Raw genomic sequence first — 21725 nt, 5'->3', positions numbered from 1 at the left:
GTCCTGCATCTAATATTATATACGCTTTAATATTGGAATAAGCTACCTATCATGACACTTACTGCATTAAACGCGATTTCACCCATAGATGGTCGTTATGTCAATAAAACCAGAGCATTAAGTCCCTATTTTAGTGAGTTTGCATTAACCTATTATCGTTTAATGGTTGAAATCAAGTGGTTTGAATCATTAGCTGCTAACGACACTATTCCAGAAGTACCTGCTTTGGATAACAAGGCTCGTAAATTTTTATCTGATCTTATTTCCAATTTTAATGAATCAGAAGCTGAAAAAATAAAAGAATTTGAAAAACAAACCAATCATGACGTTAAAGCTGTAGAGTATTATCTTCAGGATAAATTTCAGGAAAATGAACAACTCAAATCTTGCGTTGCTTTCATACACTTTGCCTGCACTTCAGAGGACATCAATAACCTGGCTTATGCTTTAATGATCAAACAAGCGATAGCCCAAGTTATACAACCTACTATAGCTGAGATCATGGGAAGCATTACGCTTCTTGGAAAACAACATGCTGACGTTGCGATGCTCTCAAGAACGCATGGTCAACCAGCAACACCAACCACCATGGGTAAAGAATTGGTCAATTTTGTAGCTCGCCTTAAACGACCCCAGCAACAATTGGCAGAAGTATTAATCCCTGCCAAATTTAATGGAGCTGTTGGCAATTACAATGCTCACGTAGCAGCCTATCCCGAAGTGGACTGGCGTAAGCATTGCGCTAATTTTGTTACATCCCTAGGTTTATCCTTTAACGCCTATACCACTCAAATTGAACCACATGATGGCATAGCGGAAGTCTCCCAGATTATGGTGAGAATTAATAATATTCTTCTGGATTATACCCAAGACATATGGAGCTATATTTCTCTTGGCTACTTTAAGCAAAAAACAATTGCCGAAGAAGTAGGCTCATCGACCATGCCGCACAAGGTAAATCCTATAGACTTTGAAAATGCCGAAGGCAATTTAGGTCTGTCTAATGCTTTATTTATTCATTTTGCCAACAAATTAACTCAATCACGCATGCAAAGAGACCTGTCTGATTCGACTGTCTTACGTAACTTGGGCGTAGCCTTCTCTTACAGTTTGATTGCCTATCACTCAGTAGCCAAAGGTAATGATAAATTACAAATCAATAAATCAGCTCTACAAAAAGATTTATCCGAAAACTGGGAAGTTTTAGCAGAGGCCATACAAACTGTCATGCGCCGCTACAATGAACCCAATGCCTATGAACAATTAAAAGAGCTTACACGAGGACAAATGATAGACGCTGAAAACCTTAAAAAATTTATTAAAACCCTGTCTATTCCCGAAGAAGCAAAAGCAGAGTTAATGAAATTAACTCCAGAGACTTACACAGGTCTTGCAACCCAATTGGTCAAGGCTTTTTCATGAGTGATCAGCTATCACAACAAGGCCAATCGTTCGAATTCGATGTTCTCGTCATTGGAACAGGATTAGCCGGGTTACATTATTGTTTGCAGCTTTTAGCTATCCAACCCAAGCTAAACATTGCGTTAATCAGCAAAGCAGAGTCCATTGAGTGTAACAGCCGCTATGCTCAAGGGGGGATTGCTGCCGCCATTTCGCCAGAAGATTCCCTGGAGTCTCATATATCTGATACTGTATTGGCTGGAGATGGGCTATGCTACTTACCTGCGGTGGAATTTATTATCCGCCAAGGGCCAGATATTATAAAACAACTTGATCAGTATAAAGTTCAATTTAAAAGAGAAAATGATGGTCGCTTTCATCTTGCCAAAGAAGGTGGCCATTCACACCGGCGCATTTTTAATTGTGGCGATCAAACGGGATTAACGCTAACACAAACTCTCAATCATTTGGCAAGGCAACATCAACAGATCCAGTTTTTTGAACATCACGTGGCGGTTAACCTGATTACTCAATATCATCCTCACCGGACAGATAACCAGGGTGAGGTATTAGGAGCCTATATACTCGACTGCCAACATAATCGCATTCACACCTTTCTTGCGAAATGCGTCATTTTAGCGACCGGTGGCGCCGGCAAAACCTACAGGTATACGACTAACCCTATGGTTGCAACAGGTGATGGTGTCGCGATGGCATACAGGGCTGGAGCTCGTGTGGGCAACATGGAATTTTATCAATTTCACCCTACCCTCTTGCACCATCACACCATTAACAATTTTTTAATTTCCGAAGCAGTTCGAGGCGAAGGCGCTTTGCTTAAAAACCCTGAAACAGGCGAGCGTTTTATGAAACGATACGCACCTGACCAACTTGAGTTAGCAACCAGAGACGTCGTGGCAAGAGCTATTTTTAGTGAAATTGAGCAAGGCCAGGCTGGATATGTGCATCTGGATATTTCTCATCAAAGCAAATCTTTCCTGAAAAAACGTTTCCCACAAATTTATTCCACATTGTTATCTATTGGAATTGATATGAGCCAGGATTTGATTCCTGTCGTTCCGGCCGCTCATTACCAATGCGGTGGGGTTCTTACTGATGTGGACGGCCGCACCGATCTGGCACGATTATACGCTATCGGTGAAGTGGCTTTTACTGGGCTGCATGGTGCGAACAGGCTGGCAAGCAATTCCCTACTTGAAGCCTTGGTCATGGGTTCCAATGCGGCACGCTGTACACTTAAAGACATTGCTACTCCGTTAAAACTTATCGATCATATCCCCAGCTGGAGCTCTCCAGGAGAAGTCAATGCAAGAAGAGCCAGTCAAATCAACGCCCAATGGAGAGGCTTAAGAGGGGAAATGACTTCCTATGCAGGCATTGTGCGCACTGAAGCAGGCCTTGAAGATCTACTACAATTAATATTGAAGCGTAAGAAAATTATTGAAGAGTATTACTGGAAACATTGCATTACCAGAGATTTTATTGAGTTAAGGAACATTATCCTTAATGCAGAATTGATTGTTAGAGCAGCCCTTTCCAGAAGGGAATCACGTGGTGGACATTTTCGTGAAGATTTCCCCAATAAAAATTTCAAAGCCCAGGAAAGTATTGCAAAACTGGGACAGGCAGACAGTTCATTAGGATAGCCTGGCAAAGCTATCCCATTAACAATAATGAAAGAACCCTTCCCACAAATCCCTAATGACTAGAGGTAGATTTAATGTTTAAAAATTCAACTACGTACCAACCCGAAGCGACCCTCATGGCTATTCGTAATGATATGGCTATATGTCAAAGCGATTATCCATTAGATTGGTATCAAGAAGATTTTATTCCTTATGCCCAGGAATATCAGGCTTTACCCGATAGAAAGCTTACGACTGTTTTAAATTGGATGAAACCTTATCTTGCTAAAGCCCAAAATCATTTCGGTAACAAACTGTTACTTCTTGCCCATTATTATATGGGTGGAGAAATTGTTCGATTAATAGAGCAATTCGGGGGCAAAATCGGTGACTCCTACCAATTGGCTTTGATGGCTGCGAATAACCCTGAAAAATCAGTCATAGTGGAATCAGCAGTTCATTTTATGGCGGAATCCATAAGCATTTTGGCTAATGAAAATCAACACGTCTATATCACCAATCCCAAGTCAGGCTGCACCATGGAAATGCTTGCCAAAGACTTTATGGTCGAGCCTGCTTTCCTTGATTTAAATGAGCGTTATGGTGCTGAAAATATTTTACCTGTTTGCTACATGAATACCTCTGGTCGTGTGAAAGCCATGACCGGTGCCCAGGGAGGTGCGGTTTGTACAAGTTCCAATGTCAAAAAAATTTTTCAATGGGCTCAAAAACAAAACAAGAAAATCCTGTTTATTCCTGATCAACACATGGGAGAAAATGTCGCTTACTGGTTAGGAATTAAAAATCTCGCTTATTGGCCTGGAGGAACTGCCGGCGCTAATTATTCACTACCAGCGCAAGACAAAAAAACACTCAAGCAATTTGATAAAGCAGAGTTGATTTTATTCGCAAGTCAATGCGCGGTTCATACCCATTATCAACCTGAAATGTGTGATTATTGGAAAAGCCTGGGATACACTACCATTGTACATCCAGAGTGCCGTAATGATGTCATCAAAGTGGCTGATTACTCAGGTTCTACTGCATTCATATGGGATCTGGTAGTCCATGACAAAGCAGGTACAAAAAGTTATGCCATCGGAACTGAAAACCACATGGTAGAAAACTTAAAGCAATATTGTAACAATCTTGGAATTCGTGTTGTAAATCTTGCTGAAGCCCCTCAAAAAGACACTGAAAAAGGAGTTGGATGTGGTTGTGCTACCATGTCTCGCAATGATCCGCCACATCTGGTCGCTCTACTCGATTTACTTCGCCAGGGCAAATCGATGCCTTACAATGAAGTAAAAGCAGGTGATGTGGTCAACGAATTCACAGGAACCAGAAACAGACTGCCAGTCAACGATCAGCAATGGGTTATTAATAATGCCAAAAAAGCCCTGGAAATGATGATTAATATCACAGAAGACAGGGTTTAATACGTGTTAGCTAGTGTGTTGTCCGCTTCCTTATGGTCGCGGCTCGGATTTGCATCAACAGCGCTTATCAAATCCGAGCCGCGACCGTAAGGAAGTGGGTATATTAAGCCGAAGGATCAGCCACATAAAACTGACATTCATTCAAACCACGTGTGCAGACATACCCTCCCATAGTTTCTATCCAGCTATAATCAACACGAGCGGGTATTTTGGTCCGCACCTGCCATAAAATAGAAAAATCACCTACGGAGTTTCTATAAGTACAAGTCACACCCTGACCATAACCTGCGACTAAAATATTAGCTCGCACGAAGCGAGTATTTTCTTCTCCCTGAGGGCTATTTGGGGAAAAAGGATTTTCTACCCATGGTGATGGAGGCACACCCCATTGCAATGACGTGGTTTGAGGATCAGGGCATGTATGCGCATAAGCGCTCAAACTGGTATGGGCTAAAGCCAAAACTAATAGTGTAGAATAATATCTTTTCATAAAGACTCCATCAACTCTAATCCTGATAATTCCAATTTATTCTTGGTATGATCTCATTATTTAATAAAGCTCAAGCAATTGTCAAATTAATAATCAAAATGCAATCAACCATGTAATTTTTCAAATAATAAATGAACTAAACCATTGTTAGAATTTATTTCTTTGCTATAATGACCGCGCGTGCCGGGGTGGCGGAATTGGTAGACGCGCCGGATTCAAAATCCGGTGGTGGTGACACCGTGTGGGTTCGAGTCCCACCCTCGGTACCATTGAGACTCGTTATTTTCCGAGTGTATTAGCCTTCGACATTACAGAATTACCATTGTCTTCTATGTATTCAATACAAGATTCATTAATATGCTGAATACTCATTTTTTCTGTGTTGTACCTAAGTCCATCTCTATCAAGCTTGGCTAATGTTGCATCTTTTTTTATAGTCACTTCAGCAAGATAAGGTTTAATATAAAGTGCTTGATTTTTACCAAAAAAAGTTTGGCTATTAATTTTCTCTTTTGCAGTTTCTTTAGATTTAAACAATGTTGCACCAGCAATAAATGAGTCAATTATATTCGCAAGAGTAGGTTCGACATCTTGAAGACCATCATTGAAAATAGCATTCCATATACTATCTGATCTGACCTTGTGCGCCACACCTTTCCCAACTGCATAAAATTTACTATCTTTAGATAAGGCAATTACTCCAATTTTTTTTGCATTAACTTCTTTTTCCAAATACAAATTCACTAGATCGAATAGCTCTCTAGAGAGCGTTCGGACTCTCAAAAGACTCTTTAAATCAAGAAATGGAAATAGTTCATTTAGAAGTACTTCTTTTTGAATTAACAATAAAGTTCCATTTTGATTGTAAGGAATAACAATATTTTTATTGGCATTAGTACCTTTTAATATATTAGTCAATTTTTTAAACATTTAATTCTCCTATTTGCCTGGATGGGAATACTATTCATATTTAAACCTTCATAAATACTAATTAAATTTAAGTCTTTGACTTATTTCATTATATTGGCCGGTTAATAGAGTATACTGTTCTTTACCAGTCTATTTTTGTATTTGAAATAATATGTTCAAATTTTGAATTTGCTATTTATTGATGATGCATCGTCTCAAGAACATCAAATTCAGTTTTTTGTAATACTATTCAATATGTGTATTGAAATTCTTTTTATTTTTAAATAGTGTCACTTTTATTTAAAGCATTTCTTAGTTTCACCCGATATAGAGTCTTTCGGTTTACCATAAAGACTAGAAACTCGAGATTTTAGAAGCATGAGATTTTTAACTAAATCAAATATTTCAACTTTTGAAATACTTTCGTATTTTTAAAATATATGTATTAAGTTCATCAGCTTCATTTTCTCTCGAAATGGTATATTTTTGACAAACATTTTAGCAAATTTACATTAAGTGAACATTAAATACTCAATTTTGATAGGTTTCCCCGAATTGCCTCAAATTAATTGTTGCTACAAAATGAAGACAGGAAGGGGAATGAGGTAAATTCATATTTAAAAACGCAAGGTTTGTAACTTGTACCACCCATATATAGTGGCAACCTAAATTAGAGTTCATTGCCTTATTTTTTGCCAGATATTCCCACGGTGTTAAATCATTTAGCGAATCGTGCGGTCTCTCGTCGTTGTACTCCTTTATCCAGATTTCTGTCAGCTCTCTGACTTCTTGTAGATTTTTAAACGCGTACATATCCAATATCTCTGTGCGGTAAGTTCTATTGAATCGCTCAATAAATGAATTTTGCGTTGGTTTACCTGGCTTAATAAACTCTAAAACCACTTGATGCTTTTCAGCCCAGTCTGCTAATGTGCTTGAGATAAATTCAGGACCATTATCTATGCGTAATTTAGCAGGGAAACCTCGCCATGCAACAACGCGTTCTAATACGCGAATTACTCCTTGCGCAGGCAGGCTTAAATCGATTTCGATAGCCAACACTTCACGGTTAAAATCATCTACTATGTTAAATGTTCTGAAACGTCGGCCACACATCAACGCATCACACATAAAATCCATAGGCCAACACTGATTAATGGATGCTGGTACACTCAAGGGGGGCAGGTGAGCGATTAGGAAGCCGTTTTTTGCCTTTACGACGCATATTGAGCTTCAGTTCACAATATACCCGATAAATGCGTTTATGATTCCACTTATGACCCTGACGGCGTAAGACTTTAAGCAATTTACTAAAGCCATACGCCGGATAACGTTCGGATGATTCCTGCAATGCTGCAATAACGCCTTCATCAGCTTGGCTATCCGGCTTATATCGATAAACCGAGTCGCTGATACCCTCAACCTTACAAGCACGGCGTAAACTCACAGTATGAGTATTCACTGCATAATCAACCACCTCCTGTCTCACAGATGGCTTCACAGCTTTTTTTCGACAATATTCTTTAGGATTTTGTGATCAAGACTTAACTCAGCATACATTTGCTTTAGACGACGGTTCTCTTCTTCAAGATCTTTTAGACGTTTTACGTCGGATGCCTCCATACCAACATATTTTGCTTTCCAGTTGTAATAGGTTGCATCTGAAATTCCATATTCACTACAAATTTCTTTGACCAAACTACCTGCTTCGACTTCTTTTAGAATTTTTACAATTTGTGTTTTTGTATAACGTGATTTTTTCATTTTTGTTCTCCTCAAACATAGTTTAACTTGGAGAACTCTAATCAGAAATGCACCTATTTTAGAGGGGGTTACAATTACATCTATAAAAATTTTGTTCTATAAAATAATAAATCATCTTATCGGATTTAAATCTCCCGATTTTTCAATTTCCAACTCCTGCTGTGACATATTTTTTGTTTGCTCCTTGATTAACACTAGAAAAGGTATAAAAAACAAAGCGAAAACGATGGATAACTGATATAAACCGACCCAGCCGATATGCATTTGAATGGTAGCAGCTACAGGACCTGAAATGATCCTGGGTAAAGTCGATAATGCGACTAACATAGAAAATTGTGTTCCAGTAAACTGTTTATTCACCAAACGCATAAATAAAGCAACCAATGCAGTAGAACCCATCCCTGCGACGAAATTATCCGAAAATACTGCGATTGCTAACAGCACAATATTTTTTCCTGACATCGCTAATATGACAAAAAAGACATTGGTTAGTGCTTGTAGTAAGCCAAAGAAAAATAATGCGCGATACAAGGAATATCGCATTAATAAAAAACCTGCCGTTAAACCGCCTAACAGGATAGAGACTATTCCAAGCATTTTATTGATATAGCCGATAGTATCCAGAGAGAAACCCAAGCCTTGGATCAAAAAAGGCATCACTATACCGCTAGTTGTCGTAGTGAATGCTTCACCTAATTTATAACAAAATATAAATATTAAAAGATAAATAATCCCTGGGCGGCTTAAAAGTTCTTTCACTGGTGCAATGAACGAAACAAGAAAATTACTTTTTTCTTTTATTTCTGTAGAGGGTTCCTTGCTGACAAATATTGCCAACATACCTATCGCCATTGCAAATCCCATAAAGCGATAAGTAAAAGCCCAGCCTAATTTTTCTGCCATTACCAAAGCCAAACCGCCAGATAACAAAAGAGCTAATCGATACCCAAACACAGCCAGAGACGCGCCCAATGCATGTTCCTGTGGGGGAAGATATTCTGCTCGATGAGCATCAATTGCCACATCTTGTGTGGCTGAAAAACAGGCTAATACTAAAGCTAAAAATGCCATCAATTTAGGATATTGAGCTGGAATAAACCAGGCCATGAGATTAAAACCCAGAAGCAGTAGTATCTGCATGGTGAGAATCCAGCTTCGCCTTTTCCCTAAATGAAATAAAGAGTAGCGATCAAGAATTGGACCCCAGAAAATACGATACGCATAAGGTAGACTGACTAAACTTAAAGCTCCCGTCGCAAGCACTGACATGCCATTATTAGCGTACCATGCTTGCAAGGTACTGCTGATTAATGCCATAGGTAAACCGGAAGAAAAACCTAAAATGAAAACGATAAACAGGCGCTTGTTCATTCCTTTGTTCACTCAGTATGAGTCATAGCCTTTAAAACAGACATATTTTAATTTCCTCAGTGGTGTTAGGCTGACACCTTTTATGAAGATCATTAGCCTTTACAAAGAGAGCATCCCTCTCTAAATGAGAAGGATGCGTTTTGTATGACTTTAATTCAAAAAAACTTAAGATGATTTTTTCACTGAAATTAAGTGAATTTTAAATATTAAAGTTTCATTTGGGCCAATAGGTCCGCCAACGCTACGTGGGCCATATGCAAGACCTGAGGGAACATAAATTTCCCAAGTTGATCCAGCTGGCATCAATTGCAAAGCTTCTGTCCATCCAGGGATAACTTGTGAAACCTGGAACGTTGCTGGCTTACCAGTTTTTTCGGTACTGTCAAAAACGGTACCATCAATCAGACGACCAGTATATTCGACAGTGACTGTATCCGATTTTCCGGGTTTAACACCATTTCCAGAATTGATTACTTTGTATTGCAAACCACTTGGCAATACAACAACGCCTGGCTTGTTTTTGTTTTCAGTTAAAAAGGCTTCCCCTTTTACTTTATTTTCATCCGCTTTCTTATTGAATTCAGCAGTACGCTTAGCCATCAAATCTTTCTGAAACTTGTTAAGAACGTCTTTCATTTGCTGTTCGGTTAAAGCCAATTGAGCGCCACTCATAGCGTCTTGCATGCCTTTAGCCATTGCTTCCGGATTAACATCTATGCCTTGATTTTTAAAATTCTTCCCCAAATCGGCACCAATGCTATAAGACAACTTATCCTTGTCTGTAGCTAATGATGTGGCATCGGTTGCAGCCATTGCTGTTGACATTGCAAGCCCCATAACAGCTGCAGTCACCAATTTCATCTTCATAAACAATCCCCTTTTAGTCTTACACTTAAGTTCTCATACTGCACAATAAATTGAGCAAAATAAAGCAAAAACAAATCGCCCACTAATTCTGCCTAAATTTGCGTAAAATTACCAGTCATAAGCTATCATTTAATTATATAATGGACAAAAAGGTAATATCCTTCTACACTTGCCCCTAATAATGAACAAGAGATTTTAACGGCGATGAACATTAGTGTTTTTGATTTATTTTCTATAGGAATTGGGCCATCAAGCTCACACACAGTAGGCCCTATGTTAGCTGCCAATGCTTTTTTGCAATTACTGGAACAAAAAAATCTGTTTGATAAAACTCAGAGAGTCAAAGTAGAGCTTTATGGTTCGCTGGCGCTTACTGGCAAGGGGCACGGTACTGATAAAGCCATTTTAAATGGTCTTGAAAACAAAGCGCCCGAGACAGTTGATCCTGCCTCCATGATCCCAAGAATGCATGAAATTCTTGATTCTAATCTACTCAATTTGGCCGGCAAGAAAGAAATTCCTTTTCATGAAGCGACCGATTTTTTATTTTTACAAAAAGAATTATTACCCAAACACAGTAATGGAATGCGCTTTTCTGCTTTTGATGGAAACGCTAATCTACTGATTGAGCAAGTCTATTACTCTATTGGCGGTGGTTTTATTACAACCGAAGAAGACTTTGATAAATCAACAACCGATACCAATCCCCCCCCTTACCCCTTTGCAACAGCAACTGAGTTATTGAAATTATGCAAAAAACATCACTTGACCATCGCTGAATTGATGTTAGTCAATGAAAAAACATGGAGAAGTTCAGCAGAAATTCATAAAGGAATTCTTGATATTGCCAAAGTAATGGATGACTGCATCAACAACGGTTGCAAACATGATGGAGTGCTCCCCGGTGGCCTTAATTTAAAGCGACGGGCACCTGACTTGTATAGAAAACTAATAGAACAAAAAGGGGTTAAAAGTGTTTTTGAACAGTCAGATATTATGAATCATTTGAACCTTTATGCTATGGCTGTCAATGAAGAAAACGCAGCGGGAGGACGAATTGTCACAGCCCCAACAAATGGAGCTGCCGGAATTATTCCAGCTGTTCTTAAATATTGTCAGCAAGCTCACGACAGGATGAGCAACGAAGACATCTACACTTATTTTCTGACTGCCGCAGCGATTGGAATCCTTTATAAAAAAGGCGCTTCAATTTCTGGCGCTGAAGTAGGATGCCAAGGTGAGGTTGGTGTTGCCTCTTCCATGGCAGCTGCTGGTTTGACAGCGGTTCTTGGCGGAACCATCGAGCAGGTTGAAAATGCTGCAGAAATTGCAATGGAACATCATCTGGGAATGACCTGTGATCCCGTTCTGGGCCTTGTGCAAATCCCATGCATCGAGAGAAATGCCATGGGGGCTGTGAAAGCAGTTAATGCAACCCGAATGGCACTCATAGGTGATGGTCAGCATCAAATCTCTTTGGATAAAGTCATCAAAACAATGAAGCAAACCGGCATGGATATGCAAAGTATATACAAGGAAACGTCCATGGGTGGATTGGCTGTTAACTTGCCTGAGTGTTAGTTATCACCGCTCCCTCACGGTCGCGGCTCGGATGATTAAATCAAATGATAATTAAACCTGAGCCGCGACCGTGAGGGAGCGGATAACAAATTATCTAATTAAAAAACAAAATAAATAAACGGTTTCACAGGGGAAAACATAAAAATTAACACCGTAAAAATTGAAAGCGAATAAAGCCATTTTTTAATCCAGAATGGCTGTACAGCTGACAAGATTTTCGTTTCAATTGATTTAAAAGTTGGCCCTATAAAACACAGGGCGAACATTCCCACGAGATAAAATAATGAATCGGTATAAGCTGAAGCACGTTGATTCATTGCAAATTCCTGCACGAAACCAGGAATATCATACATCTTACCGAGAATAGTAAATGCCTGTTCAAATGAAGTAGATCGAAATATTACCCAGCCTATGACTACTAATGAATAAGTCATTATAATTGAGCCAATCTTCATCAATTGATTTTCAGTTTGTAAATTTCTTTTAATGTAATAAAACCGGAAAACATGATAAACGGCTAACAAACAACCATGGTATGTGCCCCAAATCGCATAATTCCAGGAAGCGCCATGCCATAAACCAGCAATAAACATAGTAATTAGTAAATTATTCACCGTTTGATACAAACGGCCTCGATTACCTCCTAGAGGAATATATAAATAATCTCTAATCCATAATGACAAAGTGATATGCCAACGCTGCCAGAATTCACTGATATTGCGCGCATTATAAGGATGATTAAAATTAACAGGTAATTTAATATTAAAAAATAATGATACACCCCGCGCAATATGGGTATATCCAAGGAAATCAAAATAAATCTGTATGGTAAATGCAATACTGGCCAACCAGGATTCCAGATGGCCAATTGTCTGATACTTATCAAACAAGGGATCTGAGATTGAAGCCATTGAATCGGCTATGACCAATTTGAAAATAAAGCCATAAAGTAATAACTGAAACCCCTCTTTTAAACGTGAGGTTTCCGGTAATTCAATTTTACTTTCATATTGAGCATGCAGTTCTTTATAACGGACAATCGGTCCTGAAATCAGATGCGGGAAATACATAATATAAAAATTATAGTTTAACCAGCTACTAGCCGGCTTTTCCCCTCGATAGATGTCTACGATATAACTGATCGCCTCAAAAGTGTAAAAAGAAACGCCGAGAGGCAAAATAATATGCATAGGATTTAACAAAAGTTGGGTGGCTCCCAAACTAAAGCCAATAGCATCAATGCTGGAAATAAAAAAATTCATGTATTTGAAATAAACCAGAATGGAGCAATTAACCAAAATGGATAAAGTCAAATAGAGTTTTTTATGAGTTTGGGAATGACTCTCATGGATTTTTTTTCCGAGATAGTAATCAACCGAGGTTGAAAATAAGATGACACTGATTAATGGAACGCTCCAGGTACCGTAAAAAAAATAGCTGCAAAGCAAAATAAAATATTTCCGATAATAGGGAGACATCATCATAAAGACAATGACCGTAATAACTAGAAAAACAACGAACTGAAAAGTGACAAAATTCATGCTTTGTTCTCATTATTGCTTTTTAGGTATTGAAACAATTCTTTATCCAAATACCCGTCAGGCCCTACAAATTGTTTGTTGATAATTTTTTGCGATAACAATGTAGTTATCTTTACAGCACCATAGATATTAGGATGTACTGGATCCTGGAAATAAACAGGATCCTGACATTCCTCGAATAAGTTTATAAAAGCAATATTTTTCTTTAAAGCATAATTTTCAAGCGTACTGACTATAGCGCCATTAGATGGCAAGTTGAATTCGTCATAAACCTTACGAGTTACTGGATGGTAAACTGGTGCCAAGACTAAAATTACTTTAATTGAATTGTTATTCAGATCATCAATAATGCTGTCTAAAACTTCAGTAGTTAACTTAAAATTTGCAAATGCACTCCTATATTCATGTCTCAAAAATTCAAACATTCTAGGCGTGCTTATTGTATCCTCAGCAAGACTGCCAAAAATTGGTGAAAAACCTTGTCTAGAGATTGCTGGATATTTGATTATCAAATTCTCAGTTCTCAATCTTTGTGTATGCAGCAAAGATTGCAAACTATTGTTAACTTGTTGATGGTAATAATGCACTAAACGAAAAAAATAAGAATACTTCGCTATCTTGCAATAAAGCGTTGATGAAAGTGTTTGCTTATTTACTGTAAAACAACGGTTATAATAATCCAAGGAGTTATGATCTTCATATCTCTGCTCTATGATATGTTCATTACTATCATGGGCAAAATAATTCAAATTAAGATTATGGACAGAAACATTCATAATCACAAAATCTGGTTTGACATTCCTTTTCAATAAATATCTTAAGTGTGCTCGATGATGGATAATTCCTGAACCTTCCACTCCTATGTTATACACCTCATAAGGCTTTGAAAAATTTTTAGCTAATAAAGAAGAAAAAAGTTCCGGATAAAAACTTCTGGCAATTATGGAATCCCCAATAGCAACAATACCTTGCCTGATGGAGTCACTCACAATCATTTTCTGATCATTCCTGATACTTTCACCAAAAGGTGCTGTACTTGTAGCTGCTATCCATCTTGAAAAAGATTCAAGAAACAAAAAAACCAGGCATAAAATTAATACACCAAGCAAGCCCTGTTTCAGAAGTTTTGATCTGTAGCTTTTTTCGCAATGGATATCAGACATAAATAACAGAAATTAATTTTACAATATTCGAATTTGCGCAGAATAAACATATTTGATAATGATGTATAGTATTAAAAGCTATAAAAAAACTGAAGAAATAATTTAGTTTAAACGTAATCCGCTCCCTCACAGTCGCGGCTCGGATGATTAATTAGATAATTAAATGGAATTATGGCTAAAACCGAGCCGCGACCGTAAGAGCGGATTAAATAGAACTATGGCTAAAACTGAGCCACGACCGTAAGGGAGTGGATTAAATAGAATTATGGCTAAAACCGAGCCACGACCGTAAGGGAGTGGATTAAATGGAATTATAACTAAAACCGAGAGCGGATAGATCAAACTTCAACACCAAACACTCTGTCTTTATTTTCAAAAACAGCCATTGGTAACCCTTGTTCATAAACAACGTATTGAATCGTTGCTTCAATTTCTTCCTCATTCCAAAGATAACGAGTACTTCCATGGCGAGTCCATCTGTTCTTTCTATCACCATCCAGCCTTGTATAATTTAAATAACGTGAAGCATATGCTTTTACTGTATTCATAATGTGTTCGGGAGAAATTTGGGCGTGGATAACAAGATGTACATGATTTGATCTTACATGAGCAGCCAGTAATACCCATTGACGATATCTGCACACTTCACAAATTGCTTGCAAAACAATGTGACGCCTTAATTCATCCAGAGAATAAGGTGTTTCCAGCATGAGGTTTTTTACCTGATATAACCGCCTTCGATCATAAGGGATAAATTCAGTTCCTGGGATATTATTGTAGCGATCAACTGAAGTTGATTTACCTCCATGTAACCATGTTCCATAACAGGTAAAGGTAATAAAATAGGCGAGTGGAATGACTGATTCAGATATCATTATTTCACCATTTCCATTTGGTTTAGGACTTGTTTATGTAAGAAAAGGTTATCACACTAACTAATTATTTTTGAAGTAAATTTTTCTGTGGAAAATTAGTACAATAACCAGTTTTCCGCTCCCTCACGGTCGCGGCTCAGATGATTAATCAGATTATTAAATGGAATTATGGCTAAAACCGAGCCACGACCATAAGGGAGTGCAAATGGAATTATGGCTAAAACCGAGCCGCGACCATAAGGGAGTGCAAATGGAATTATAGTCAAAACCGAGCTACGACCATAAGGGAGTGCAAATGGAATTATAGTCAAAACCGAGCCGCGACCGTAAGGGAGCGGAGATTGTTATATTAAGAATTATTAACTATAGACCAAGCTTCCAGTGGATTAGTAGTAAAAAACAAATCGCTCACTGCATAACCTACTACACAAGCCAATTGATCATTAATGTAAACCAATGGAACTCTATCCCTTACCCATGGGGGAATTTGCCATTCCTGAAATAGTTTTTTTAGATGTTTGGTTTGACCATGCCAATAAATCTCTTCACCACCCTTTCTGAATCGTATTTCTATTTGCGCATCTTTCGGGATCATTAATCCCTTTTGGGCCTTTACTGCAGACAACTTAATATCAGCGTCTGGATAAGTTAAAGAAGCTGGAAATTGTTGCCATTTAATAGCCTTCGGTAAATTGATCTGGTCTGCCTTAAGCAAATAAAGATGTTGTTGGAAACGACGTACTTGTATTTGATTCCAACTCACTGTTGGCATAGCATCGAGCTTTGCAAAAATTATTTCATGAATGATACGATGAAACGTCTTGGACGAAGGCAATTGAATTCTATTTTTTTTAAGCCAAAACTTTAAAACATTTGTAATCCGCTCAAATTCAAGTCCTTTTATGGGTTCAATCAGCAAATGATCAGTAGCGTTTAACAAATCAGGACAATCCTTTATAGCCAATACCTCAAGATTCGCTTTTGCCTGCTGACAATGAGTCGCAGCTCGGGAAATATTACCTGCTACTCCCGGCCACTTTTCAAGCAATAATGGCATTACGCGATGACGCAGATAATTGCGAGAATATTTTGTATCTTGATTGCTTTCGTCTTCTATCCATTTCAATTCATGAATACGAGCATAATGCTCTAATTCCACTCTGGGGCAGGTCAAAAATGGTCTTGCCAATTGCCCAGCACCCAAATTGCTGCATTCCTGCATAGCTGCCAAGCCATCAACTCCTGCACCGCGAAACAATTGCAAAAGAACTGTTTCAGCCTGATCATCAAGATGATGCCCCAAAACCAAACAATCATTATCCTCTAATAAGGAGGAAAAAAAATCATATCTCGCATTGCGTGCTGCTTCTTCAACATTTGCAGAACGATCAAATTCAATCGCTTTGGCAATAAAAGCAATACCTAAATCCAGGCACAATTGCTCACAATGCCTTTGCCAGTTCAGAGAATTTCCACTAATGCCATGGTTAATATGGACAGCCAAAAGTTGATTAGACAAGGGAGGAGTTGAGGCAAGGACATGCAGGAGCACTGTAGAGTCCAGACCACCGCTGAACCCTACTATCAATTTCTTGAATTGTTTAAGGCGAGCTACCCATTCGGGACTTAGTAAAGGCCTAGTCACAAGCACCCATTGCCATAAACTTTTGATACCTTAACTCAATTAATTGATCCAGAGGCACCTTTTTCAAAGCCTGGAGTTCACTCGTTAATAATCTCTTCAAGCGACTTGCCATCTCATCAACGTCTCGGTGTGCGCCCCCCAAAGGCTCAGGGACTACCATATCAACCAATTCATTTTCGAATATTCTGTCTGCAGTAATTCCCATAGCACGCGCGGCTTCACTCGCTTTAGAGGCGTCTTTCCAAAGGATTGAGGCGCACCCCTCAGGAGAAATGACTGAATAAATGCTGAATTGCAGCATAATAATCTTATCACCGACCCCAATCGCCAAGGCACCACCTGAACCGGCTTCTCCTGTAACAATACAGACAATTGGTGTTTTAATGCGAGACATAGCAAAAAGATTGCGTGCAATGGCTTCTGATTGGTTACGTTCTTCAGCACCTATGCCAGGATAAGCTCCAGCCGTATCAATAAATGTGACTACAGGCATTTTGAATTTTTCAGCCATTCTCATCAAACGCAGTGCTTTCCTGTATTCTTCAGGTCTTGCCATACCAAAGTTTCTGTATACTTTTTCCTTGGTACGTTTACCTTTTTGGTGACCAAGCACCATGACAGGCTCCCCGTTTAATCGCGCCATGCCTCCGATAATTGCAGGGGCTGAAGAATAACTGCGATCACCATGCAACTCCTGAAAATCAGTAAAAATTCGCTCAATATAGTCAGTAGTCTGCGGCCTTAAAGGATGTCTGGCCATCTGAGCAATTTGCCATGGTTCAAGCCTGGAGAATATATTCTCTGTTAACTCGGAGCATTTCGCTTCAAGTCGAGCTATCTCTTCACTTAAATTAACTTCATTATCACTGCCAACCATACGCAGTGCTTCAATTTTTTGATTCAACTCTTCAATAGGTTGTTCAAATTCCAAAAATTGTCGGGTCATTGATTACTCTTTGGTGAATTAAACATCTTTGGTATATGATACTCTTAACCGTTAATCGATGCCAGATTTCAGATACAACAGATGATAATTACAGGATTTACTCCATTAAACACACAAAACTGCATTTTAAATGAGTCACGTATTGATCTTTGGCAGTTCTCATTAGACTATGAATTGCATAGTGCGTATCAGTTATTGAATGCCGATGAACGCTCCCGTGCTGATCGCTTTTATTTTAATCGCCATAAAAGACGCTTTACCAACGCCAGAGCAACTTTAAGAATTATCCTGGCCCGATACCTTAATACGCCCCCTGAACGATTGGAATTTACTTACAATGCCCATGGCAAGCCCAATGTGATTAATTCGCAAAAATTGCAATTTAATATCAGTCATACCGGTGAAATGGCCATATTGGCAGTGGGTAAAACCTATCCGATTGGAGTGGATATTGAAAGATATTCAGCCCGGCCTTATGAAGGGATTGGTAAAAATTTGTTTTCCGAGCAAGAATACCAGGAACTGAAAAAAGCACATCAGTCCCTTAAGCCAGCCTTATTTTTTCATATATGGGCTCAAAAGGAAGCGTTCATCAAAGCGAGTGGTTTAGGTCTCTCCTATCCAACCAAAGAATTTCATGTCCCTACCAGTTTCCCAACAAAACAATTGGTCGACGATCCCTTGCATAACATGACCTGGCAACTACGCTCATTCATGCCGGAAGTATGCTGCAGTGGCGCTTTATGCTATCACCCTTCTGTTAGAGAAATTCGTCATGGGATCGTCCAGCTTCAACAAAATATTAGTTTAAAATTTTAAATCATGTTTCAATTTAATACTTCTCAACATACGTTAATGCAAATACTGGGCGATGGGGCATGTCATAGTGGGAGTGAATTAGGAAACGCTTTAAAAATCAGTCGCTCAGCAGTATGGAAACAAATCAATCAGCTTAATGATTTAGGCATACCTATTATCCGCATACCACATCAAGGATACCAATTGGAAAAGCCTTTAATCCTGCTAGACTCCAATGAAATTACCAAGCAATTACACAGCAAAGGATTTAGCCAACCGTTTAACCTGCATTTATTTACATCGATTGACTCAACCAACCGCTACCTGAAAGATCTGCCTTCAAGCTCAGCCGTCGAAATTTGCTGCACTGAAATGCAAACTCAAGGGAGAGGGCGCTTTGGACGACACTGGCACTCTCCTTTTGGAGAGAATATTTACTGCTCTACCCGGTGGAGTTTTAATTGTGACATATCTAAGCTATCGGGTCTCAGTTTAGTCATAAGTTTAGCAACAGTTCTCACTATAAATGAATTCATTGTATCTGATAAAGTAAAAATAAAATGGCCAAATGATATCCTGTGGAATAATAAAAAGTTATGTGGGATTTTAGTAGAGATTATTGCAGAATCTAACGCGACAGCACAATTTATTATAGGTGTTGGTTTAAATATCAACTCTGATACAAAAAACAATCCTCTACCAGATAAATCCTGGTGTTCTTTTTTTGGAATAACTAATCAAAATTACAATCGGAATTCGATTGTTACAAGGCTATTAATTAACCTGGAAAAATATCTATCAAAATTTATTAATAACGATCTAAATGCATTTAAGGATGACTGGAATAAGTATGACTACCTTGTTGGGAAAAAAGTTAAAGTGTCCCAAGCTTTGAATTCGATTTCCGGGATTGCCTTGGGCATTAATTCGTTTGGCCAACTGATTCTGGAAGATGAATTTGGAAATAAGCATGAACTCTCTTCGGGTGATACATCACTTGCCCTAAGTAATTTTGAATAGGGTTTTTAACAAAAAGGAAGTTTTAGAGTAAAATTTCAAATCTAATATTTTAATAACTTCACTTTATTCTATAATCGCTTTTCACGCAACATGTACAAAATCAAGGTTAATGTTCATTTTTCAATCTAATAAAGCGTCATCTGTTGATAGGGTTTAAACTTAATGTCAAATACTGCCAGAATAAACTATAGAAAAGATATTGATGCATTAAGAGGAGTTGCTGTTTTACTAGTAATTTTTGATCATCTACATATCAATTTGGTACCCGCTGGCTTTTTAGGGGTTGACGTATTTTTTGTAATATCTGGTTTTTTAATCACACAGATAATATTTAGAAACACAAAAACCCAAACATTCTCATTAATCAAATTTTACCTAAACCGAATGCGAAGAATTCTTCCTGCATTAATGCTAGTGCTTCTAGTTTCCTCTGTTATGTCCTATTTTCTTTTATTAGTCCCAGATCTAAAAAATTACAGTACATCACTTCTGGCAACCATTCTCTCAAGCTCAAATATCTATTTTTGGAAATTCATTAATATTGGATATTTCTCAACAGATGCTACCATTCAACAGTTACTTCATACTTGGTCTCTGGGTGTAGAGGAACAATTCTATTTGATATGGCCCATCATACTAATTGTACTAACTAAAAAATTTACTGATAAAAAAATTATATTAGGCACAATTTTGTTAACAATTATCTCGTTTTTCGCCTATTTTTTGTTAAGGAAACATCCTCTTTTGGTGTATTATTCACCAATTACTCGAGCATTCGAATTATTGACAGGCGCATTAGTGGCATTGAATTTCGATAATATTCCTGCAGTAAGCAATAAATATTTAAAAAATCTGGGTTCCATTTTAGGCCTTTTTTTGATTATCTACCCTGCTTGTGCCTTCACTAATAATGACTTTCCTAGCATTAAAATCCTTTTGCCTTGTTTAGGTACAGCTCTTTTAATTTACACAGGAAAAAATAACCAAGGATTTGCAAGCAAAATTATAGAAAACAGGATATTAGTCTTTATTGGTTTAATTTCATACTCGCTGTACTTGTGGCATTGGCCTTTAATTTCATATTTAAATTATTTAAAAATCCCAATCAATTTCACAATTGGATTTGTTTTTATATTGATTTTGCTATTAACTTCAACCTTTACTTACAAATTTGTTGAGCTTCCGTTTAGAAATAAATTAAAGCTTTCCTTTCTCAACACAATGCTACTTTTTTTTATTCTTCCTCTTGCTCTTGCAGTTATTTTTTACTTATTTTCTCAATACAAAGATAATTTTGGATTTAATAAAATTTCTCCGGAAAAACTTAATCAGGTAAATACCTATTATGGGTTGTTAAAACAAGATTATGGTTGCATTGATAATAAAGATGGGTTTTCAGTTTTACCATCAGAAAAATTATGTACTATAGGAGATTACCATTCCAATAAAAAAACTGTTTTGGTAGTTGGTGACAGTCACGCAACCGCATATGTTGGTATGTTGCATGTGTTGCTGTCCGATCAACACTTACAAGCTTATGTGGTCAATCAATCAGGAACCCCCTTTATATTAGGAAACATCTCGAATTGGAGAGAAAACAATCCTATGAGCCGGAATGAGCTTCTCAGAAAGTTAATTAAAAATAAAAAATATGATTATGTCGTAATGGGCGGGTTTTGGGATTATTACCCTGACTTGCCATCCTTGGATGGCAAAAAACATCCTCCTTTTGAAGTATTCAAGAAAGGATTACGTGAAGCAGTAAAATTTATTGTTGATAACAAAAGTATCCCAGTAATTATGTTTGATAATCCACCCTTGATAAACCTGAGTAAAACTTGCGGATTGACAAGGGTATCCTTTCTGGACTGCTCCAATAACTTACGTGAGGTAAAAAAAATTCAAAATGCTACCAGAAATATTATTTTGAACTTAAAGAATGAGTTCCCACAGCTTATATTAATTGATCCGACAAAAATAATATGCGACAAATCAAAATGCTATACCTCAATTAACGGGACACCATTATATTTCGATGAAGGTGCAAATTCTCATTTGAACTATGATGGTTCGACACTTATTGGAAAACTATATCTCAAAAAATTTGGTAATCCATTTCAAACAAAAAACTCAATATATAGTTAGTATTAATTTTGATTTGCTGATGAGTGTATAAGAAGCTTTATTAAAGAGGAAATTACATTTAGTTACATAGTGCGTCCCGAGTATTTTTAAGTACTCGGAACCGGATGAGCTGCGTGGAAATCGA

General features: G+C 37.8%; 17 protein-coding genes, 1 tRNA gene and 1 pseudogene. 8 read left to right on the top strand and 11 right to left on the bottom strand.

All coding sequences use genetic code 11. The features are described from left to right. The first annotated feature begins 51 nt into the window (after positions 1-51). From purB to nadA, 3 genes are all read left to right on the top strand, one after another. Positions 52-1422, top strand: a complete 1371-nt coding sequence (gene purB, locus LPG_RS03960; RefSeq protein WP_010946537.1) for an adenylosuccinate lyase — start codon at positions 52-54, stop codon at positions 1420-1422. Beyond that, positions 1419-3068, top strand: a complete 1650-nt coding sequence (nadB, locus tag LPG_RS03955) for an L-aspartate oxidase (protein WP_010946536.1) — start codon at positions 1419-1421, stop codon at positions 3066-3068. The genes purB and nadB overlap by 4 nt, the downstream gene beginning before the upstream one ends. A 74-nt stretch (positions 3069-3142) precedes the next feature. Beyond that, positions 3143-4486: a quinolinate synthase NadA gene (nadA, locus tag LPG_RS03950; protein WP_010946535.1), complete on the top strand. Its 1344-nt coding sequence runs from the start codon at positions 3143-3145 to the stop codon at positions 4484-4486. A gap of 103 nt (positions 4487-4589) precedes the next feature. On the opposite strand, the gene LPG_RS03945 is transcribed toward nadA, so the two are convergent. Beyond that, entirely contained in the window at positions 4590-4976 is a 387-nt protein-coding gene (locus LPG_RS03945) for a DUF3757 domain-containing protein (RefSeq protein ID WP_010946534.1), read from the bottom strand. 182 nt (positions 4977-5158) lie between these two features. On the opposite strand from LPG_RS03945, the gene LPG_RS03940 reads away from it, so the two are divergent. Next, a tRNA-Leu gene (locus LPG_RS03940) sits at positions 5159-5245 on the top strand. A 10-nt stretch (positions 5246-5255) separates the two neighbouring features. On the opposite strand, the gene LPG_RS03935 is transcribed toward LPG_RS03940, so the two are convergent. From LPG_RS03935 to mip, 4 genes and pseudogenes are all read right to left on the bottom strand, one after another. After that, positions 5256-5906: a lpg0796 family Dot/Icm T4SS effector gene (locus tag LPG_RS03935; protein ID WP_010946533.1), complete on the bottom strand. Its 651-nt coding sequence runs from the start codon at positions 5904-5906 to the stop codon at positions 5256-5258. Positions 5907-6566: 660 nt separating this feature from the next. Then, positions 6567-7649 (bottom strand): annotated as a pseudogene (locus tag LPG_RS03930) (IS3 family transposase); the annotation flags it as partial. A gap of 111 nt (positions 7650-7760) precedes the next feature. Further along, the gene (locus tag LPG_RS03925; protein ID WP_011213318.1) at positions 7761-9020 is read right to left on the bottom strand and encodes an AmpG family muropeptide MFS transporter; all 1260 of its coding nucleotides are present in this window, start codon (positions 9018-9020) and stop codon (positions 7761-7763) included. A gap of 165 nt (positions 9021-9185) precedes the next feature. Continuing rightward, positions 9186-9887 carry a macrophage infectivity potentiator Mip gene (mip, locus tag LPG_RS03920; protein WP_011213317.1) on the bottom strand — a complete coding sequence of 234 codons (702 nt, stop codon included), beginning with the start codon at positions 9885-9887 and terminating at the stop codon, positions 9186-9188. 204 nt (positions 9888-10091) lie between these two features. Here mip and LPG_RS03915 point away from each other — a divergent pair, with 204 nt between their 5' ends. Further along, the gene (locus LPG_RS03915) at positions 10092-11468 is read left to right on the top strand and encodes an L-serine ammonia-lyase (RefSeq protein ID WP_010946527.1); all 1377 of its coding nucleotides are present in this window, start codon (positions 10092-10094) and stop codon (positions 11466-11468) included. A gap of 98 nt (positions 11469-11566) precedes the next feature. Here LPG_RS03915 and LPG_RS03910 read toward each other — a convergent pair whose 3' ends face one another. The 6 genes from LPG_RS03910 to LPG_RS03885 form a co-directional block, all read right to left on the bottom strand. After that, positions 11567-13009, bottom strand: a complete 1443-nt coding sequence (locus LPG_RS03910; RefSeq protein WP_010946526.1) for an MBOAT family O-acyltransferase — start codon at positions 13007-13009, stop codon at positions 11567-11569. Then, entirely contained in the window at positions 13006-14172 is a 1167-nt protein-coding gene (locus LPG_RS03905; RefSeq protein ID WP_011213316.1) for a DUF1574 family protein, read from the bottom strand. Before LPG_RS03905 ends, LPG_RS03910 begins: the two co-directional genes overlap by 4 nt. Before the next feature lie 338 nt (positions 14173-14510). After that, the gene (locus LPG_RS03900; protein WP_010946524.1) at positions 14511-15047 is read right to left on the bottom strand and encodes a transposase; all 537 of its coding nucleotides are present in this window, start codon (positions 15045-15047) and stop codon (positions 14511-14513) included. A 95-nt stretch (positions 15048-15142) separates the two neighbouring features. Beyond that, positions 15143-15358: a hypothetical protein gene (locus LPG_RS03895; protein WP_126297583.1), complete on the bottom strand. Its 216-nt coding sequence runs from the start codon at positions 15356-15358 to the stop codon at positions 15143-15145. A 38-nt stretch (positions 15359-15396) separates the two neighbouring features. Beyond that, positions 15397-16692, bottom strand: coding sequence for a tRNA lysidine(34) synthetase TilS (gene tilS, locus LPG_RS03890; RefSeq protein ID WP_011213315.1), 1296 nt, complete (start codon positions 16690-16692; stop codon positions 15397-15399). Next, complete coding sequence (locus LPG_RS03885) at positions 16685-17638, bottom strand: acetyl-CoA carboxylase carboxyltransferase subunit alpha (RefSeq protein WP_010946522.1); 954 nt, start codon at positions 17636-17638, stop codon at positions 16685-16687. The genes tilS and LPG_RS03885 overlap by 8 nt, the downstream gene beginning before the upstream one ends. An 81-nt stretch (positions 17639-17719) precedes the next feature. On the opposite strand from LPG_RS03885, the gene LPG_RS03880 reads away from it, so the two are divergent. From LPG_RS03880 to LPG_RS03870, 3 genes are all read left to right on the top strand, one after another. Continuing rightward, positions 17720-18457 carry a 4'-phosphopantetheinyl transferase family protein gene (locus LPG_RS03880; protein ID WP_010946521.1) on the top strand — a complete coding sequence of 246 codons (738 nt, stop codon included), beginning with the start codon at positions 17720-17722 and terminating at the stop codon, positions 18455-18457. A 3-nt stretch (positions 18458-18460) separates the two neighbouring features. Next, the gene (locus tag LPG_RS03875; protein WP_010946520.1) at positions 18461-19456 is read left to right on the top strand and encodes a biotin--[acetyl-CoA-carboxylase] ligase; all 996 of its coding nucleotides are present in this window, start codon (positions 18461-18463) and stop codon (positions 19454-19456) included. A gap of 162 nt (positions 19457-19618) precedes the next feature. Next, positions 19619-21601 carry an acyltransferase family protein gene (locus tag LPG_RS03870; RefSeq protein ID WP_010946519.1) on the top strand — a complete coding sequence of 661 codons (1983 nt, stop codon included), beginning with the start codon at positions 19619-19621 and terminating at the stop codon, positions 21599-21601. The last annotated feature ends 124 nt before the right edge of the window (positions 21602-21725 follow it).

Source organism: Legionella pneumophila subsp. pneumophila str. Philadelphia 1 (genome assembly GCF_000008485.1).
Taxonomy (GTDB): domain Bacteria; phylum Pseudomonadota; class Gammaproteobacteria; order Legionellales; family Legionellaceae; genus Legionella; species Legionella pneumophila.
The sequence above is the reverse complement of the archived record's forward strand: the minus strand, read 5'-3'. Positions and strand labels throughout refer to the sequence as shown.